General features: G+C 73.4%; 15 protein-coding genes. 6 read left to right on the top strand and 9 right to left on the bottom strand.

The annotated features are described in order from the left end of the window. Positions 1-9 precede the first annotated feature (9 nt). From ACIG0D_RS24570 to ACIG0D_RS24560, 3 genes are read right to left on the bottom strand one after another with little or no spacing between them, the layout of a single operon-like run. Positions 10-801, bottom strand: a complete 792-nt coding sequence (locus ACIG0D_RS24570) for a 3-oxoacyl-ACP reductase (RefSeq protein ID WP_399804628.1) — start codon at positions 799-801, stop codon at positions 10-12. After that, positions 798-2,186, bottom strand: coding sequence for an aldehyde dehydrogenase family protein (locus ACIG0D_RS24565; RefSeq protein WP_399804625.1), 1,389 nt, complete (start codon positions 2,184-2,186; stop codon positions 798-800). Before ACIG0D_RS24565 ends, ACIG0D_RS24570 begins: the two co-directional genes overlap by 4 nt. 8 nt (positions 2,187-2,194) lie before the next feature. Further along, entirely contained in the window at positions 2,195-3,559 is a 1,365-nt protein-coding gene (locus tag ACIG0D_RS24560; RefSeq protein ID WP_399804623.1) for a glutamine synthetase family protein, read from the bottom strand. Positions 3,560-3,636: 77 nt separating this feature from the next. Between ACIG0D_RS24560 and ACIG0D_RS24555 the strand changes: the two genes are divergently transcribed. Together ACIG0D_RS24555 and ACIG0D_RS24550 are read left to right on the top strand one after the other, a co-directional pair. Further along, the gene (locus tag ACIG0D_RS24555) at positions 3,637-4,443 is read left to right on the top strand and encodes a FadR/GntR family transcriptional regulator (RefSeq protein ID WP_399804620.1); all 807 of its coding nucleotides are present in this window, start codon (positions 3,637-3,639) and stop codon (positions 4,441-4,443) included. Positions 4,444-4,516: 73 nt separating this feature from the next. Then, a complete protein-coding gene (locus tag ACIG0D_RS24550) occupies positions 4,517-5,224 on the top strand; it encodes a gamma-glutamyl-gamma-aminobutyrate hydrolase family protein (RefSeq protein ID WP_399804617.1) in 708 nt (235 codons plus the stop codon). An 82-nt stretch (positions 5,225-5,306) separates the two neighbouring features. Here the strand turns inward: ACIG0D_RS24550 and ACIG0D_RS24545 are convergent, their stop codons facing one another. Further along, positions 5,307-6,326, bottom strand: coding sequence for a LysR family transcriptional regulator (locus ACIG0D_RS24545; RefSeq protein ID WP_399804615.1), 1,020 nt, complete (start codon positions 6,324-6,326; stop codon positions 5,307-5,309). A 70-nt stretch (positions 6,327-6,396) separates the two neighbouring features. Here ACIG0D_RS24545 and ACIG0D_RS24540 point away from each other — a divergent pair, with 70 nt between their 5' ends. After that, positions 6,397-7,521, top strand: coding sequence for a TDT family transporter (locus ACIG0D_RS24540; RefSeq protein WP_399804612.1), 1,125 nt, complete (start codon positions 6,397-6,399; stop codon positions 7,519-7,521). Here ACIG0D_RS24540 and ACIG0D_RS24535 read toward each other — a convergent pair. From ACIG0D_RS24535 to ACIG0D_RS24520, 4 genes are all read right to left on the bottom strand, one after another. After that, positions 7,433-8,152: a helical backbone metal receptor gene (locus ACIG0D_RS24535; protein WP_399804610.1), complete on the bottom strand. Its 720-nt coding sequence runs from the start codon at positions 8,150-8,152 to the stop codon at positions 7,433-7,435. The two genes, ACIG0D_RS24540 and ACIG0D_RS24535, sit on opposite strands and share 89 nt — an antisense overlap. Beyond that, entirely contained in the window at positions 8,149-8,718 is a 570-nt protein-coding gene (locus tag ACIG0D_RS24530; protein ID WP_399804607.1) for a helix-turn-helix domain-containing protein, read from the bottom strand. Before ACIG0D_RS24530 ends, ACIG0D_RS24535 begins: the two co-directional genes overlap by 4 nt. A gap of 408 nt (positions 8,719-9,126) precedes the next feature. After that, entirely contained in the window at positions 9,127-10,956 is a 1,830-nt protein-coding gene (locus ACIG0D_RS24525; protein ID WP_399804605.1) for an ABC transporter permease/substrate binding protein, read from the bottom strand. Beyond that, positions 10,956-12,029 carry a glycine betaine/L-proline ABC transporter ATP-binding protein gene (locus ACIG0D_RS24520; protein WP_399804602.1) on the bottom strand — a complete coding sequence of 358 codons (1,074 nt, stop codon included), beginning with the start codon at positions 12,027-12,029 and terminating at the stop codon, positions 10,956-10,958. The genes ACIG0D_RS24525 and ACIG0D_RS24520 overlap by 1 nt, the downstream gene beginning before the upstream one ends. A gap of 234 nt (positions 12,030-12,263) precedes the next feature. On the opposite strand from ACIG0D_RS24520, the gene ACIG0D_RS24515 reads away from it, so the two are divergent. From ACIG0D_RS24515 to ACIG0D_RS24505, 3 genes are all read left to right on the top strand, one after another. Beyond that, on the top strand, positions 12,264-13,193 hold the full coding sequence (locus tag ACIG0D_RS24515) for a 5'-3' exonuclease H3TH domain-containing protein (protein ID WP_399804742.1): 930 nt from the start codon (positions 12,264-12,266) through the stop codon (positions 13,191-13,193). 194 nt (positions 13,194-13,387) lie between these two features. Beyond that, on the top strand, positions 13,388-14,239 hold the full coding sequence (locus ACIG0D_RS24510; RefSeq protein WP_399804599.1) for a siderophore-interacting protein: 852 nt from the start codon (positions 13,388-13,390) through the stop codon (positions 14,237-14,239). Positions 14,240-14,402: 163 nt separating this feature from the next. Then, the gene (locus ACIG0D_RS24505; protein ID WP_399804596.1) at positions 14,403-15,332 is read left to right on the top strand and encodes an RluA family pseudouridine synthase; all 930 of its coding nucleotides are present in this window, start codon (positions 14,403-14,405) and stop codon (positions 15,330-15,332) included. On the opposite strand, the gene ACIG0D_RS24500 is transcribed toward ACIG0D_RS24505, so the two are convergent. Then, a complete protein-coding gene (locus ACIG0D_RS24500; protein WP_399804594.1) occupies positions 15,326-16,903 on the bottom strand; it encodes a cytochrome P450 in 1,578 nt (525 codons plus the stop codon). The two genes, ACIG0D_RS24505 and ACIG0D_RS24500, sit on opposite strands and share 7 nt — an antisense overlap. Between the last annotated feature and the right edge of the window lie 3 nt (positions 16,904-16,906).

The following is a 16,906-nucleotide window of genomic DNA, read 5'->3' as shown; positions in this document are numbered from 1 at the left end:
GGCCCACGGCTACAGCGGTGTGACGTACGCCCCCGAGATCCCGCCGTCCACCAGGAAGTCGGTGGCGTTCACGAAGGAGGAGTCGTCGCTGGCGAGGAAGGCGACCGCGGCGGCGATCTCCTCGGCCTCGGCGAACCGGCCGAGCGGGATGTGCACCAGGCGGCGGGCGGCCCGCTCGGGGTCCTTGGCGAAGAGCTCCTGGAGCAGGGGGGTGTTGACCGGGCCCGGGCAGAGGGCGTTCACGCGGATGCCCTCGCGGGCGAACTGCACGCCCAGCTCCCGGGACATGGCCAGAACCCCGCCCTTGGAGGCGGTGTAGGAGATCTGGGAGGTGGCCGCGCCCATCCGGGCCACGAAGGACGCGGTGTTGATGATGGAGCCCTTGCCCTGGCGGCGCATATAGGGGATGGCGGCCTTGCAGCACAGGTAGACGGAGGTGAGGTTGACCTCTTGGACGCGCTTCCAGGCCTCCAGGCCGGTCTCCAGGATGGAGTCGTCGTCGGGCGGGGAGATGCCGGCGTTGTTGAAGGCGATGTCGACGCTGCCGTAGGTGTCGTACGCCGTCCTGAACAGCGCCTCCACCTGCTCGGGGTCGGTGACGTCCACCTTGACGAAGATGCCGCCGGTCTCCTCGGCGGCGGCCTTGCCGCGGGTCTCGTCGACGTCGCCGCAGACGACGTGGGCGCCCTCGGAGGCGAGCCGGCGGGCGGCGGCGAGGCCGATGCCGCTGCCGGCTCCGGTGACGACGGCGGTACGGCCGACGAGCCGGCGGCAGATGCTGTCAGAGGTCTGAGAGGTCACTGTGCGGGGCCCTCCGTGCTGGTGGGGACGTTGCTGATGAAGACGTTCTTGGTCTCGGTGAAGGCGGCCAGGGCGTCCGGGCCGAGTTCGCGGCCGATGCCGGACTGCTTGAAGCCGCCGAACGGGGTCCAGTAGCGGACGCTCGAGTGGGAGTTGACGGAGAGGTTGCCCGCCCGGACGGCCTGCGAGACGCGCAGGGCGCGGCCGACGTCGCGGGTCCAGATGGAGCCGGACAGGCCGTACTCGGTGGCGTTGGCCAGGGCCACGGCCTCCGCCTCGTCCTCGAAGGGGAGGACGACGGCGACGGGCCCGAAGACCTCCTCGACGGCCACGCGGGCGGTCGGGTCGACGCCGGTGAGGACGGTGGGCGGGAACCAGAAGCCGGGGCCCTCGGGGGCCTTGCCGCGGATGCCGGGCGCGTCCGGGTCGACATAGCCGCGCACCCGCTCCAGCTGGCGGCGGGAGATCAGCGGGCCCATGTCGGTGGTCTCGTCGGCCGGGTCGCCGACCGTGACCGCCTCGATGGCGGGGGCCAGCAGCTCCAGGAAGCGGTCGTGGGCGGAGCGCTGGACGAGGATGCGGGTGCGGGCGCAGCAGTCCTGGCCGGAGTTGTCGAGGAAGGCCATGGGAGCCGCTGCGGCGGCGGCCTCGATATCGGCGTCGGCGAAGACGATGTTGGGGCTCTTGCCGCCGAGTTCGAGGGTCACGCGCTTGAGGTGGGCGGAGCCCTTGGCGAGCACCTGTTTGCCGACGGCCGTCGAGCCGGTGAAGACGATCTTCGCGACGCCGGGGTGCTCGACGAGCGCGTCACCTGCGACGGGGCCGTGGCCGGGCAGCACCTGGAAGAGGTGTTCCGGAAGGCCCGCATCCAGGGCGAGTTCGGCGAGCCGCAGGGCGGTGAGCGGGGTGGTCTCGGCGGGCTTGAGGAGCACCGCGTTGCCGGCGGCGAGGGCGGGGGCGGTGCCCCAGGCGGCGATCGGCATCGGGAAGTTCCAGGGGGCGATCACGCCGACGACGCCCAGCGGTTCGAGGATCGTGACGTCGAGGCCGCCGGGGACCGGGATCTGGCGGCCGGTCAGCCGTTCCACTCCCCCGGCCGCGTAGTGGAGCAGGTCGCGGACGTTGCCCGCCTCCCAGCGGGCGTTGCCGATGACGTGGCCGGCCTCGCGGACCTCCAGGAGGGCCAGTTCCTCCAGGTGGTCGTCGACGGTGGCGGCGAACCGGCGCAGCAGCCGGGCCCGGTCGCCGGGGGCGAGGGCGGCCCACGCCGTCTGCGCCTTCGCCGCGCGTACGACGGCCCGGTCCACGTCCTCGGCGGTGGCGGCCGGGACGGTGGCGACGACCTCCTCGGTCGCGGGGTTGAGCACCTCGAGGGTGTCGGTCACGGGTTGCCTCACATCCGTTCGAAGGAGCGGCGCAGCTCCCAGTCGGTCACCGCGGCGTCGAAGCCGGCCAGTTCGACGCGCGCCATGTTGCGGTAGTGGTCGACGACCTCGGTGCCGAAGGCGGCCTTCGCTACGGGGCTGTTCTCCCACAGCTCGGCGGCCTCGCGCAGGGTGGTCGGCACCTGCTCGTACCCGGCGCTGTAGGCGTTGCCCTCGCAGGGCTGGGGCAGCTCCAGCTCCTGCTCGACGCCGTACAGGCCCGCGGCCACCATCGCGGCGACCGCGAGGTGCGGGTTGACGTCGCCGCCGGGCAGCCGGTTCTCGAAGCGCAGGGAGCGGCCGTGGCCGACGACGCGCAGCGCGCACGTGCGGTTGTCGTGGCCCCACGCGACGGCGGTCGGGGCGAAGGAGCCGGGCTGGAACCGCTTGTAGGAGTTGATGTTGGGGGCGTAGAGGAGGGAGAAGTCGCGCAGGGCGGCCAGCTGTCCGGCGAGGAAGTGGCGCATGAGCGGGGACATCCCGTGCCTGCCTTCGCCGGCGAAGGCGGGCCGGCCGTCGGCGTCCGTGACGGACAGGTGGATGTGGCAGGAGTTGCCCTCGCGCTCGTTGTACTTCGCCATGAAGGTGAGGGACATGCCCTCCTGTGCGGCGATCTCCTTGGCGCCGGTCTTGTAGATCGCGTGCTGGTCGCAGGTGACCAGGGCCTCGTCGTAGCGGAAGGCGATCTCGTGCTGGCCCGGGTTGCACTCGCCCTTGGCGGACTCGACGGTCATCCCTGCGCCGGCCATCTCGTTGCGGATACGGCGCAGCAGGGGCTCGATACGGCCGGTGCCGAGGACGGAGTAGTCGATGTTGTACTGGTTGGCCGGGGTGAGGCCGCGGTAGTTCGCGTCCCAGGCCTGTTCGTAGGTGTCCTTGAAGACGATGAACTCCAGCTCGGTGCCGACCTGGGCGGTGAGGCCGCGTTCGGCGAGCCGGTCGAGCTGGCGGCGCAGGATCTGGCGGGGCGCGGCCACGACCGGGGAGCCGTCCTCCCAGGCGAGGTCGGCGACGACGAGGGCGGTGGCCGCGTTCCAGGGGACGCGGCGCAGGGTGCTCATGTCCGGGCGCATGGCGAAGTCGCCGTAGCCGCGGTCCCAGGAGGACATCGCGTAGCCGTCGACGGTGTTCATCTCGGCGTCCACGGCGAGGAGGTAGTTGCAGCCCTCGGTGCCGTGTCTCATCACCTCGTCGAGGAAGAAGCGCGCGGCGAACCGCTTGCCCTGGAGGCGTCCCTGCATGTCCGGGAAGGCCAGGACGACGGTGTCGATGTCACCGCCCGCGACGAGGGCGTGCAGCTCCTCGACGCTCAGCGGGGGTGTGCGGTCTGCCACGGGGAGGGCCTCCTTCGGTCAGCCGGGAGCCCTAAGGTATGAGGGGAGACCTTTACTTGGGAAGGGGGCACGGCCACATGCCACGCGATCCGGTGGAACCCGCCGGTGCCGTCACGGGTGCCGGTGCCGATGCCGTCACGGGTGCGGGTCCAGGTGCCGTGACGGGTGCGGGTCCCGGCGACCGGCTGGCCCCCGTGCTGCGCGCGGTGCGCGCGGGCAACGGCTTCGAGGAGGCGCTGGAGCAGATCCTCCAGATCCTGCGGCTCGGCCTGGTGCGCGGCGGCGAGCGGCTGCCGGCCGAGCGGGAGCTGGCGGAGCGGCTGGGGATCAGCCGGGTGACGCTGCGCGAGGTGCTGAAGGTGCTCCAGGACCAAGGGATGGTGGAGTCACGGCGCGGCCGGTACGGCGGAACGTTCGTGCGCGAGCGCGCGGACGCCGTCGGCGAGGACGAGCTGCGGCGCCGGGTCGCGGGGGTCGACCTGGAGGACGTCCTGCGGTTCCGGGAGGTGCTGGAGACCGGCGCGGCCGGGCTGTGCGCGGCGCACGGGCTGACGGACGCGCAGGCGCGGCGGCTGCGCGAGGCGCTGGCCGGCACCCGGGACGCCCCGCTCGCCGACTACCGCCGCCACGACACCCTGCTGCACCTCACCCTGGCCGAGCTGTCCGGCTCGCCGACGCTGACCGCGCAGTACGCGGCGGTACGGGCCGCGGTGAACGACCTGCTGGACTGCATCCCCCTGCTGGTGCGCAACCTGGAGCACTCGCAGCACCAGCACACCGCGCTGGTGGAGGCGGTGCTCGACGGGGACGCGGACGGGGCGCGGGAGATCATGCGGGAGCACTGCGCGGGGACGGCGGCGCTGCTGCGCGGGTTCCTCGGGTGAGCGTCTTGCCAGGGCGTCCACGTCTCGGCAAAGGTATGGAACGAGTCCATTACGGTGCGGTGCGGGAGGTCGGATGACGGACGGGCGGCCGCTGATCGGGGTCAGCACCTACCTCGAGACGGGGACGCGCTGGGGCGTGTGGGAGTTGGAGGCGGCGCTGCTGCCCGCCGGATATCCGCGGCTCGTGCAGCGCGCGGGCGGGCTGGCCGCGCTGCTCCCGCCGGACGCGCCGGAGCGGGCCGCCGCGGCCGTGGCCCGGCTGGACGGCCTGGTGATCGCGGGCGGCCCCGACGTGGACCCGGCCCGCTACGGCGCCGAGCGCGACCCCCGCACCGGTCCGCCGGCCCACGCCCGGGACGCCTGGGAACTCGCCCTGATCGAGGCGGCACTGGCGGCCCGGATGCCGCTGCTCGGCGTCTGCCGGGGCATGCAGCTGCTGAACGTGGCCCTGGGCGGCACCCTCGTCCAGCACCTCGACGGCCACGCCGAGGTGGTCGGCGTCTTCGGCCGCCACCCGGTCAAGCCGGTCCCGGGCACGCGCTACGCCGCGATCGTCCCGGAGGAGACCTCCGTACCGACGTACCACCACCAGGCCGTCGACCGCCTGGGCACGGGCCTGCTCCCCTCGGCCCACGCCGCCGACGGCACGATCGAGGCCGTCGAACTTCCGGACACCGACGCCTGGGCGCTCGGCGTCCAGTGGCATCCGGAGATGGGCGAGGACGACCGCGTGATGCGCGCGCTGGTGCACGCCGCCACGACAGCCCGGCCGAGGCCCTGAGCGAGTCGATCGGGGCGCGGGGGGCGGTGCCCAAGGCACTCGCGACGGCTCCCCAGCGAGTCCCCTCCCCCGATCCCCCGGACTACCGCCGCGTCAGCGACAGCAGGTCCCGTGCCGGGCCCGTCGGGCGGTGGCCGGTGCGCCAGACGGCGCGCAGGTCGCGGCGGAGGCTGACGCGGTCGACGGGGACGCTGACCAGGCGGCGGGTGGACAGCTCCTCGCGGACGGAGAGTTCGCTCAGGACGGCGGGGCCCGCGCCGGCCACGGCGGAGGCCTTCACGGCGGTGGTGGAGGACAGTTCGATCAGCGGGCGGGCCAGACCGCCCAGTGCCGCGTCGAGGACCTGACGGGTGCCGGATCCCTTCTCGCGCAGGACGAGAGGGGTCGAGGCGAGTTCCGCGGGCGCGAGGGGCTCCCGGCGGCGGGCCCAGGGGTGGCCGGGTGCCGTGACCACGATGAGCCGGTCACGGGCGACGACCGCCGAGTCCAGCCCGGGCGGCACGGTCAGCCCCTCGACGAAACCGAGGTCCGCCTCGTCCGCCAGCAGCCGCTCGGCCACCGCCGTCGAGTTCCCGGCGAGCAGCGACACCGCCGTGTCGGGCCGCTGGGCGCGCAGCGCGAGCAGCCAGCCGGGCAGCAGGTACTCGGCGATGGTCATGCTGGCCGCCACCCGCAGCCGCGAGTCGCGCCGGTCCCGCAGCGCCTGCGCCCCCGCGTCGAACGCCTCCGCCGCCTCGACGACCCGCCGGGCCCAGTCGGTCACCAGGGCACCCGCGTCGGTGAGCCGGGAGCCGCGCGGCGAGCGGTCGACCAGGGCGACGCCCAGCTGGCGTTCCATGGAGCGGATGCGGCTGCTGGCCGCGGGCTGGGTGATGCCGACCTCGCGGGCCGCGGCGCCCAGGCTGCCGAGCCGGGCCACGGCCAGCAGCAGTTCCAGGGCGCCCAGGTCGGGCACCCGGTGCGCCAGCGACCCGGCCGACGCGGCGTACGCCGGAGACTCGGTCGACGCGGCGCTCCCGGCGGACGCGGCGGTCCCGGCGGACCCGGCCGGTGCGGACTCCTCCATTCCGTCGGGGCCCGTGGTGTTGCTCGTGCTGCTCATAAGGCCAGTTTATGCCCTCATAGAGAGATCGTCCCTGGTGGGAGCGGCCCGCGGACGGGAGGGTTGCGGCATGGTCACCGCAGTCCGCCACCTCGGCCCCAACTGGTACGCCTCCGTGATGGGAACCGCCGTCGTCGGTACGGCGGGCGCCGCGCTCCCGCTGCCCCTGCCGGGCCTGCGCACCGCCTGCACCGCCGTATGGGCCCTCGCCCTCGCCCTGCTGGTGACCCTGCTCGCCGCCCGCGCCCTGCACTGGTCCCACCACCGCGACCAGGCCCGCGCCCACCTGAGCGACCCGGCCACGGCCCCCTTCTACGGCTGCCTGGCCATGGCCCTGGTGTCGGTCGGCGGCGGCGCCCTCACGCTCGGCCCGGACTGGCTCGGCGAGACCGCCGCGCTCACCCTCGGCGCGGTGCTGTTCGCCGTGGGGACGGCGGTCGGGCTGTCGGTCGCGGTCGCCGTGCCGTACCTGATGGCCGTACGCCACCGCGTGGAGCCGCACCAGGCGACCCCGGTCTGGCTGCTGCCGCTGGTCGCGCCGATGGTGTCGGCGGCGGTCGGGCCACTGCTGGTGCCGCACCTGCCGCCCGGACAGGCCCGCGAGACGCTGCTGTTCGCGTGTGTCGGGCTGTTCGGGCTGAGCCTGTTCGGCACGCTGCTGATGCTGCCGCTGGTCTTCGCCCGGCTGGTCACCGGCGGCCCGCTGCCGCTCGCGCTGACCCCGACCCTGTTCCTCGTGCTCGGCCCGCTGGGGCAGTCCACCACCGCGGCCGGCATGTTCGCGGACGTCGCCCCGATCGCCGTACCGCACTCCCACGACGCCTGGTTCGCGCTGCCCGCCGTGCTGTACGGGGTGCCCGTGATGGGTTTCGCGCTGCTGTGGCTGGGGCTGGCGACCGCGCACGTGGTGCGGGCCCGGCGGCAGGGCATGGGGTTCGCGCTGACCTGGTGGGCGTTCACCTTCCCGGTCGGTACCTGCGTCACCGGCGCCGGGTCGCTGGCCCGGCACACCGGGCTGGTCGTCTTCGACGGGCTCGCGGTCCTGCTGTACGGCGTGCTGGTCGCCGCCTGGGCCACGGCCGCCGCGCACACCGCGCGGGGACTGGTCAGCGGGCGGCTGCTCGCAGCGCCGCGCCCAGCACCCGTGGTGCCTCGGCCAGCGACGGTCCGTACCACGTCAGGTGCCGTCCGCTGACGAGCGCGCAGGTCAGCCCGGGGAAGGCCTCGGGGCCGTCCTCGGCGGTGAACCGGTAGGGCTCGTCGGGCAGCACCACCAGGTCCGGGCGGGCCGCGACCAGCTCGTCGAGCGGGACGCGGGGATAGCGGTCGGCATGGTGGGCGTACGCGTGGTCGACGCCGAGCCGGGCGAGGACGTCGCCCGCGAAGGTGTCGCGGCCCAGCACCATCCAGGGGCGCCGCCAGACCGGCACCACGGCCGTCCTGCGCCGCTCCGGCACCGGCTGGTCCGCCCAGGCCGCCTCCGCCTCGTCCAGCCAGCGCGGCCGGGACCGCGCACCGCACGCGGTGAGCACCCGGTCCAGCTCGCGGAAGGCCTGCGGCACGTCGCGGACCTCGGTCACCAGCACCTCGACGCCCGCCGCGCGCAGGGCGTCCAGATCGGGGGCGCGGTTCTCCTCCTCGTTGGCGATCACCAGGTCGGGGGCGAGCCCGATGATCCGGTCGGTCTTCGGGTTCTTGGTGCCACCGACGCGGGTGACGTCGAGGTCCACCGGATGGCTGCACCAGTCGGTGGCGCCCGCCAGCACGCCGGGCAGGGTCACGGCCACCGCCTCGGTGAGCGACGGCACCAGCGAGACGACCCTCACTGGCGGTGCCGGTCCTGGACGGCCTCGATGTGCTCCGCCACGGCGACGACCAGCACCCGGGTCTCCGGCACGGTCGCCCGCCAGCGGTGGCGCACCCCGCCCGTGAGGTAGAGCGTGTCACCGCGGCCCAGTCGGTAGGCGCGGCCCTCGGCCTCGATCTCGACCTGGCCGTCCGCGACGTACATCAGCTGGTCGTTGCGGTGCTGGAACTCGCGGCCCGCGTCATGGTCGCCGGTGAACTCGGAGGCGTGCATCTGGTGGTGGCCGCGGACCAGGGACCGCATCTGCGGCTCGGGGGTCGGCTCGGCCTCCTCGGCGCGCACCACGTCGACGCTGCACGCCGGGTCGGCGGCGGCGAGGAGTTCGACGGCGGTGGTGCGCAGCGCGTCGGCCATCTTCTCCAGGGAGCTGCGGCTGGGCCGCGCGCGGTCGTTCTCGACCTGGCTCAGGAAGGGCACCGACAGGCCGCTGCGCTCGGCCACGACGGCGAGGGTGAGCTCCAGGGCCCGGCGCCGCCGCCGGACGGCCGCGCCCACCCGAAGGGGCTGTTCTTTGTGGTCGCCCATCGCTCCGGCTCCCTCCTTCGCTCGCCGCGCTGCTGCCGATGAGTAGTTCTCTGCACCCTACGCATGTTCGGCAAACCGTTTCACGGGGCCGTCGCATCGACGACCCACGGGGTGGGGTGCGACCTGACAGTTCACGCCAGTGGATCGGCCGCCCCGGGCGGCCCGCGGGCCCCTATCCGCACAGTTGTTCGCTCTCTCCTTTCAATGCGGCAGCGGTCCCCGATGTTCCCGCCCGGGTCCGATCGGCCGGGGGCTCGTCCCGCGACCGGGCTCGGGCAACGGCGTAGCGCTCCGTGGTTGTCCGGATCCTTGTGGTGGGCCGCACATGCCGCGAGGGGCGGGCCGCCACCACGACGGATGTCGTGCGGTGGGGCCCGCCCCTCGCTCCGGGCGGTCGGGTCCGTCAGGTCACCCGGCCGCCTGGTCCTTGCCGCCCCGGCCGTCGACCGGGGCCCACTCGTCCACCAGGCCGGGGTGCTGCTTCAGCCAGGTGCGGACGGCGTCCTGCTCCTTGCCCTTGCCGGCCTTCTGGATCCGCGACTCCAGGCTCGTCAGCTGCTTCTCGGTCATCGAGAAGTCCTTCAGCCAGCGGCCCACCTCGGGGTTGTCCTCGGCGAACCCCTTGCGGGAGAGCGTGTGCACGCCGTCGCCCTCACCCCAGGCGCCCTTGGGGTCCTTCAGCTTCTTCAGCTCGTAGTCGCTGTACGCCCAGTGCGGCGACCAGAGCGTGACGGCGATCGGCTTCTTCTGGGCGTACGCGCGCTTCAGCTCGGCGAGCATCGCGGGCGTGGAGCCGTCGACGACGTCGTACGCGCCCTCCAGGCCGTACTCCTTCATGACCTTGCTCTTGAGCAGGCCCATCATCCCGGCGCTGGGCTCGATGCCGACGATCTTGCCGCCGAAGTCGTCGGCGTGCTTCTTCAGGTCGTCGAGGGTGTTGACGTCCTTCATGTACGCCGGGACGGACAGCTCCAGCGAGGTCGGGCCGTACCACTTGCCGAGGTCGTCGAGCTGCTTGCCGTACTTCGCCCAGTACTCGGCGTGGGTGGTCGGCAGCCAGGCGTCGGTCTGGAAGTCGACCTGGCCGGTGGCGAGACCGGTGTAGAGCGGGCCGGCCGCGTACTGGGTGGTCGTGACGTCGAAGCCGCGCCGCTCCAGGAGCTCCTTCCAGAGATACGTCGAGGCGATGCCCTCGTCCCACGGGATGTACCCGATGGTGATCTCCTTGCCCTTGCCGACGTTCGAGGCGGAGGCCTCGGCGGTGCCGGCGGAGGAGCGGAAGACGCCCATGCCACCCGCGACGAGCGCGAGGACGGCCACACCGACGAGCGGCACGGCCGGGCGGGGACGGTGGGCCCAGACCGCCTTCGCGCCGCTCGCGACGCGCGCCCTGGCGGCGGCGCGGCGGCCGAGCGGGGAGATCTGCGTGCCGAGCGCGCTGGTCATCCGGTCCAGGTAGATGGCGAGGACGACGATGGCGACGCCCGCCTCGAAGCCGTAGCCGATCTCCAGCTGGCCGATGGCCTCGTTGACCGCGCCGCCGAGGCCGCCGGTGCCGGCCATGCCCGCGATGACGACCATCGACAGGCCGAGCATGATCACCTGGTTGACGCCCGCCATGATCGTCGGCAGGGCGAGCGGCAGCTGGACCCGCAGCAGGGTGTCCCGCGGGCTGGTGCCGAACGCCTCGGCGGCCTCCACCAGCTCCGCGTCGACCTGGCGGATGCCCAGCTCGGTCATCCGGACGCCCGGCGCGATCGCGAAGATCAGCGTGGCGATGACACCGGCGGCGGTGCCCAGGCCGAAGAACAGGATGGCCGGGATCAGCAGCACCATCGACGGCATGGTCTGGAGCAGGTCCAGGACCGGCCGCACGGTCGCGCTGACCCTGCGGGAGCGGGCCGCCCAGATGCCCAGCGGTACGGCGATCACCAGGGCGATCACGGTCGCGACGAGCACCAGGGAGAGGGTCGACATGGCCCGCTCCCACAGGTCGAGCGAGTCGACCAGGGCGAAGCCCGCGAAGGCGAGGACGCCCGCGACGAGGCCGCGCAGCCACCAGGCCAGCACCGCGAGGATGCCCGCGAGCAGCAGCGGCTCGGGCGCGGTGAGCACGGCGTTGATGCCGTCGTACATGCCCTCGACGAGCGTCTTGACCGCGTCGAAGAGCCAGGAGAGATGGTTCAGCAGCCAGTCGACACCGGAGTCGACCCAGTCACCGAGCTGAAGCCTGGGCATCACGCGGTCACCGTCCCTTCGCGCGGGTTGTCACAGGGCACGGGTCCGCCCTCCTCGTCGCCGAGGAAGCCGACGAGGCGCCGGCGCGGCACGACGCCGACGACCTGCCGCTCGCCGTCCAGGACGGCGACCGGGTGCGGGACGCGCGCGCTGATCGCGCACAGCTCGGCGAACGGGGTGTCCGGCGTCGCGGTCTCGCAGCCGCAGGTCCCCTCGTCGCCGTGCAGGCCGGTGTCCATCACGGCGCCGGCGGTCAGCACCCGGGAGCGGTCGACGTCCTGGATGAAGGAGGCGACGTAGTCGTTCGCGGGGCGCAGCAGGATGTCCTCGGCCGTGCCGGTCTGCACGATCCGGCCGTCGCGCATCACGGCGATGCGGTCGCCGAGGCGCATGGCCTCGTTCAGATCGTGGGTGATGAAGACGATCGTCTTCTTCAGCGTCTGCTGCAGGGTGAGCAGCTGGTCCTGCATGTCGCGGCGGATCAGCGGGTCCAGCGCGCTGAAGGACTCGTCCATGAGGAGCAGGTCGGCGTCGGTGGCGAGCGCGCGGGCCAGGCCGACGCGCTGCTGCATGCCGCCGGACAGCTCGTCCGGCCAGGACTTCTCCCAGCCCGCCAGACCGCACAGGGCCAGCGCCTCGCCGGCGCGCCGCTCGCGCTCGGCGCGGGGCACGCCCTGCACGGCCAGGCCGTAGGCCGCGTTCTCCAGCACGCTGCGGTGCGGGAACAGCGCGAAGTGCTGGAAGACCATGCTGATCTTGCGGGCGCGGACCTCGCGCAGCTCGCGCGCGCCGAGCGCGGTCAGGTCCTGGCCGTCGAAGCGGACCGCTCCGGCGGTCGGCTCCAGCAGCCCGTTGAGCATGCGCAGCAGGGTGGACTTGCCGGATCCGGACAGGCCCATGACGACGAAGATCTGGCCCGGCTCCACGGTGAAGGAGGCGTCGATCACGGCCGCGGTGGTGCCGTCGGCGCGCAGCTCCTCGCGGTCGGCGCCGGCGCGGAGCCGGTCGACTGCCTCGTCCGGTCGTCTGCCGAACACCTTGTACAGATGGTCGGCCTCAAGCCTGGATGACACACGAACCTCTCGTCATGGACGGCAACGAAAAACAGAGCGATGGGGCGCAGGAATCACGTTCAATGCGCAACCGGCATCGCTCCGAAGCGGCGCCTGCCCGGGTCCCCTCACGGCAAACGCAAAGGTGGGACAGCTCACGGGGCGGGCGCAGGGCGCAACGCGTTCCCCGCGCGGCACCCGGCGAGGATGGCCGGTGGTGGCGTACGGGTGGGGCTGTCGGTGGCGTACGGCATGATGCGAGACGTGACCGGACGACTGATGCTCCTCGACACCGCCTCGCTCTATTTCCGCGCCTACTTCGGCGTCCCGGAGTCCGTGAAGGCACCGGACGGCATGCCGGTGAACGCCGTGCGCGGGCTGCTGGACTTCATCGACCGGCTGGTCAAGGACCACCGCCCCGCGCACCTTGTGGCCTGCATGGATGCCGACTGGCGCCCGAAGTGGCGGGTCGACCTGATCCCCTCCTACAAGGCGCACCGCGTCGCCGAGGAACACCCGGCGGGACCGGACGAGGAGGTCGTGCCGGACACCCTGTCGCCGCAGGTCCCGGTCATCGAGGCGGTCCTCGACGCCCTGGGCATCGCCCGCGTGGGCGTGGAGGGGTATGAGGCGGACGACGTCATCGGCACGTACACCGCCCGCGCCACGGGCCCGGTCGACATCGTCACCGGCGACCGCGACCTCTACCAGCTGGTGGACGACGCGCGCGGGGTGCGGGTGCTGTATCCGCTCAAGGGCGTCGGCACGCTCCAGGTGACCGACGAGAGCTGGCTGCGCGAGAAGTACGGCGTCGACGGCGGCGGGTACGCGGATCTGGCGCTGCTGCGCGGCGATCCGAGCGACGGGCTGCCGGGCGTGGCCGGCATCGGCGAGAAGACCGCCGCCAAGCTGCTCGCCGAGTTCGGCGACCTGGCCGGCGTCCTGGCGGCCGTCGAGGACCCGCGCGCCAAGCTCACGCCCACCCAGCGCAGGCGGCTGACCGAGGCCCGGCCGTATCTGGCGGTCGCCCCGAAGGTGGTGCGCGTCGCGGACGACGTTCCGCTGCCGGACGTCGACACCACCCTGCCGCGCGCCCCGCGCGACCCGGAGATGGTCGACGCCCTCGCGGCGCGGTGGGGGCTCGGCGGTTCGCTCCGGCGACTGCTGGTGACGTTGGGGGCGTGAGGGTACCCGGTCGGCGACGACGCCCCGGCGGCACCCGGTGTCCGTTCCGTGCGGCGCCCGCGCGGCGCTCCGCCCGCGCTCGACGCGTGGTCGTGGGTGCGACACGCGTCCGGAACGTGCCGGGGTGTGGTGTCAGTGGAGTGGGCGGAGTGCTAACTTAGGTTTGCCTAACTTCAGGGATCAGGGAGGCCGTCATGGCAGAACGTCCGGCCAGGAAGCCGCGGAAGGCCCACACGGCACAGGTCGTCCGCACCGAACGGCTCACCCCGCACATGCAGCGCGTGGTGTTCGGCGGCGACGGCCTCGCCGGGTTCGCCGCGGGCACCTGCACCGACCACTATGTGAAGCTGCTGTTCCCGCCGGCCGAGGGCATCACCTACCCCGAGCCGTTCGACCTGGACCGGATCCGCGAGGAACTGCCCCGCGAGCAGTGGCCGGTGACCCGGACGTACACGGTGCGCGCCTGGGATCCCGAGGTGTGCGAGCTGACCCTGGACTTCGTGCTGCACGGCGACGAGGGCCTGGCCGGCCCCTGGGCGATGCGCGTGCGGCCGGGCGACACCATCCGCTTCCTGGGCCCCGGCGGCGCCTACGCCCCCGACCCCGACGCCGACTGGCATCTGCTCGCCGGTGACGAGAGCGCGCTGCCCGCCATCGCCGCCGCCCTGGAGGCGCTGCCCGACGGCGCCCGCGTCCGCGCCTTCGTGGAGGTCGCCGGCCCCGAGGAGGAGCAGAAGATCGACTCCGACGCGGAGGTCGTCTGGCTGCACCGGGGCGACCGGCCCGTCGGCCAGGCCCTGGTCGAGGCCGTCCGCACGCTGCGCTTCCCCGAGGGCCGGGTGCACGCCTTCGTCCACGGCGAGGCCGCCTGCGTGAAGGAGCTGCGCCGCCTGCTGCGCGTCGAGCACCAGGTCCCGCGCGAGGACCTCTCCATCTCCGGCTACTGGCGCCTCGGCCACAACGAGGACGGCTGGCAGGCCTCCAAGCGCGAGTGGAACGCCCGCATCGAGGTCGAACAGGAGGGCGCGGCGCCGTCGGCCGCGTGACCGGCTCGCACCGGCGGCACCCGTCAGGCGTCTGATGCGTCAGGAGCCCGGCAAGATCGGCGAGACCCCCCTGGCACCGTCCGCCGGTCGTTTCCGCCCGGCCCGCGCCGTCACCGCGGACCCCTCGAAGCCGCCCCCGCGGAGCCGCTTACGCTGGACGGCGATGAGACGCAGGAGCCGTATTCCGTCCGCACCGCTCCCCCAGCGCCACGGGGTCGACCCGGTGCGGGTGCGGCTGCCCGCAAAGGGGCCGTGGGCGACCGTCCGGGAGCATCTGGTGGAGCGGCTGTCGGGCGCGGGGCCCGGCGTCGTCGACGGGATGTTCGACGCGGGGAAGATCGTCGGGGCGGACGGCACGGCGGTGGCGGCGGACGCGCCGTACGTGCCGGGGATGTTCGTGTGGTTCCACCGGGAGCTGCCCGAGGAGGTCCCGGTGCCGTTCCCGCTGCGGATCGTGCACCGCGACGAGCACATCGTCGTCGTCGACAAACCGCACTTCCTGGCCACCACCCCGCGCGGCAGCCATGTCGCCGAGACCGCGCTGGCCCGGCTCCGCCGTGAGCTGGGCGTGCCCACGCTCAGCGCCGCGCACCGGCTGGACCGGCTCACCGCCGGGCTGGTGCTGTTCACCGTACGGCCCGAGGAGCGCGGCGCGTACCAGACGCTGTTCCGGGACCGCCTGGTGCGCAAGGAGTACGAGGCGGTGGCGCCGTACGATCCGGCGCTCGCCCTGCCCCGGACCGTGCGCAGCCGGATCGTCAAGGAGCGCGGCTCGCTCACCGCCGTCGAGGTGGCGGGCGAGCCGAACGCGGTCAGCCGGATCGAGCTGATCGAGCACCGGGACGGCCTCGGCCGGTACCGGCTGGTGCCCGGCACCGGGCAGACCCATCAGCTGCGGGTGCACATGAACACGCTGGGGGTGCCGATCCTCGGCGACCCCCTCTACCCGGAGGTGACCGCCCCCGCCGCGCCCGGCGACTTCCGCGACCCGCTGCAACTGCTCGCGCGGGAGCTGGAGTTCACCGATCCGCTGACGGGGGCGGCGCACCGCTTCCGCAGCACGCGGACGCTGGCCGCCTGGCCCGGTCAGTAGCCGCGCCACCAGCGCAGGAGTCGCTGCCAGGCCCCCGGCTTGCGATCCGGCTCCGGCTCGGGGGCGGAGGCCGAGGCAGAGGCGGGATCGGGGGCGGGCACGGCGGCGGAAGCGGAAGCGGAGGCGGGGTCGGGCTCCGGTGCGGTGGCGGGCTCCGGCTCCGCGGGCGGCAGCTCCCCCGGAGGCAGCTCCGCCGACGGCAGCTCCTCGGGCAGCGGCTCCGCGGGCAGCGGCTCCCACGCTGGGCCCTTCGGCGGGTTCGGCGTGTGGCTCGGCATCTGGTCGATGTCCTGCTGCGGCCTGGGTTCGAACCGCACCGGCAGTTCCACCAGATGGCGGGAGGCGATGGACTCCCGCCACTGCAGCTCGTCCTCCTCGCAGTCGAGCTGTACGTCCGGCAGCCGCCGCAGCACCGCGTCCACACCGACGTCGGCGATGACACGGCCGATGTTCTGACCGGGGCACTCGTGCGGTCCGCCGCCGAAGGCGAGGTGCGACCGGTTGCCCATCATGCTGGCCTTCAGGTCGGGACGGATCCGCGGGTCGACATTGCCCGGCGCGGGCGCGAAGAGCAGCCCGTCGCCCTTGCGGATCTGCCGCCCGCCCAGCTCGGTGTCCTGCTTGGCGAAGTAGGCGAAGACCGTGCTGAACGGCGGCTCGTCCCACAGGGACTGCTCCACCGCCTGCGCCACGGTCATCTGGCCGCCGTTGAGCTGGGCCCGGAACCCGGGGTGGGTGAGGACCATGCGCAGCGCGTTGGCGAGCAGGTTCGCCGTCGCCTCGTACGCCGCGATCAGCACGACCCGCAGGTGCTCGCGGATCTCGTCGTCGGTGAGCCCGGCCTCGTGCGTGACGAGCAGCCCGGCGATGTCCTCGTCGGGCTCGGCCCGCCGGCGGGCGGTGAGCCGGGCCAGGGCCTCCATGATGTACGCGTTGCTCGCGATCGCGGTCTCGGTGCCCTTGAGCATGTCGCGGGCGCAGTGCACGATCCGGTCGTTGTACTCCTTCGGCATGCCGAGCAGGTCGCACATCACCGCCATCGGCAGATGCTCGGAGTACTGGCTGACCAGGTCCGCCTCGCCGCGCTCGCAGAACTTGTTCACCAGCGCCTGGGCGTGGCGGTAGATGGACCGGCGCATGATGCGGTGGTTGATGGGCGACATGGCGCTGGTGACCGCGGAGCGCAGCCTGCGGTGCTCGTCGCCCTCCGCGTGGGAGCAGATGGGCTGCCAGGCGATGTGCGGCATCAGCGGGTGGTCGGGCTTGACCCGGCCGTCCAGGAGCGGGGTCCAGATCCGGCTGTCACGGCTGAACAAGGCGGGCGTGTTCACCAGCCGCAGGTTCTCCGCGTGGCCGAGGACCACCCAGATCGGTACGTCGTCGTGGAGCAGCACGGGCGCCACCGGGCCGTGCTCCGCGCGCAGTTCCTCGTACAGGGAGCGCAGGTCCAGGGGCTGGGGGCCGTGGAGCCGGCGCAGCCCGCCGGTGTCGAGTCCATGAGCGGGGCAGCCGGGGGGCGGGGTGGGGGCGGGGCCGTCCGTACCGGTGGTGGTGGGGATGTCAGACGTCACGGT

The organism is Streptomyces sp. NPDC052773 (assembly GCF_044547145.1).
In the GTDB taxonomy this organism is placed as follows: domain Bacteria; phylum Actinomycetota; class Actinomycetes; order Streptomycetales; family Streptomycetaceae; genus Streptomyces.
Note: the sequence above shows the minus strand (reverse complement) of the source record. Positions and strands in the feature narration are given on the sequence as shown.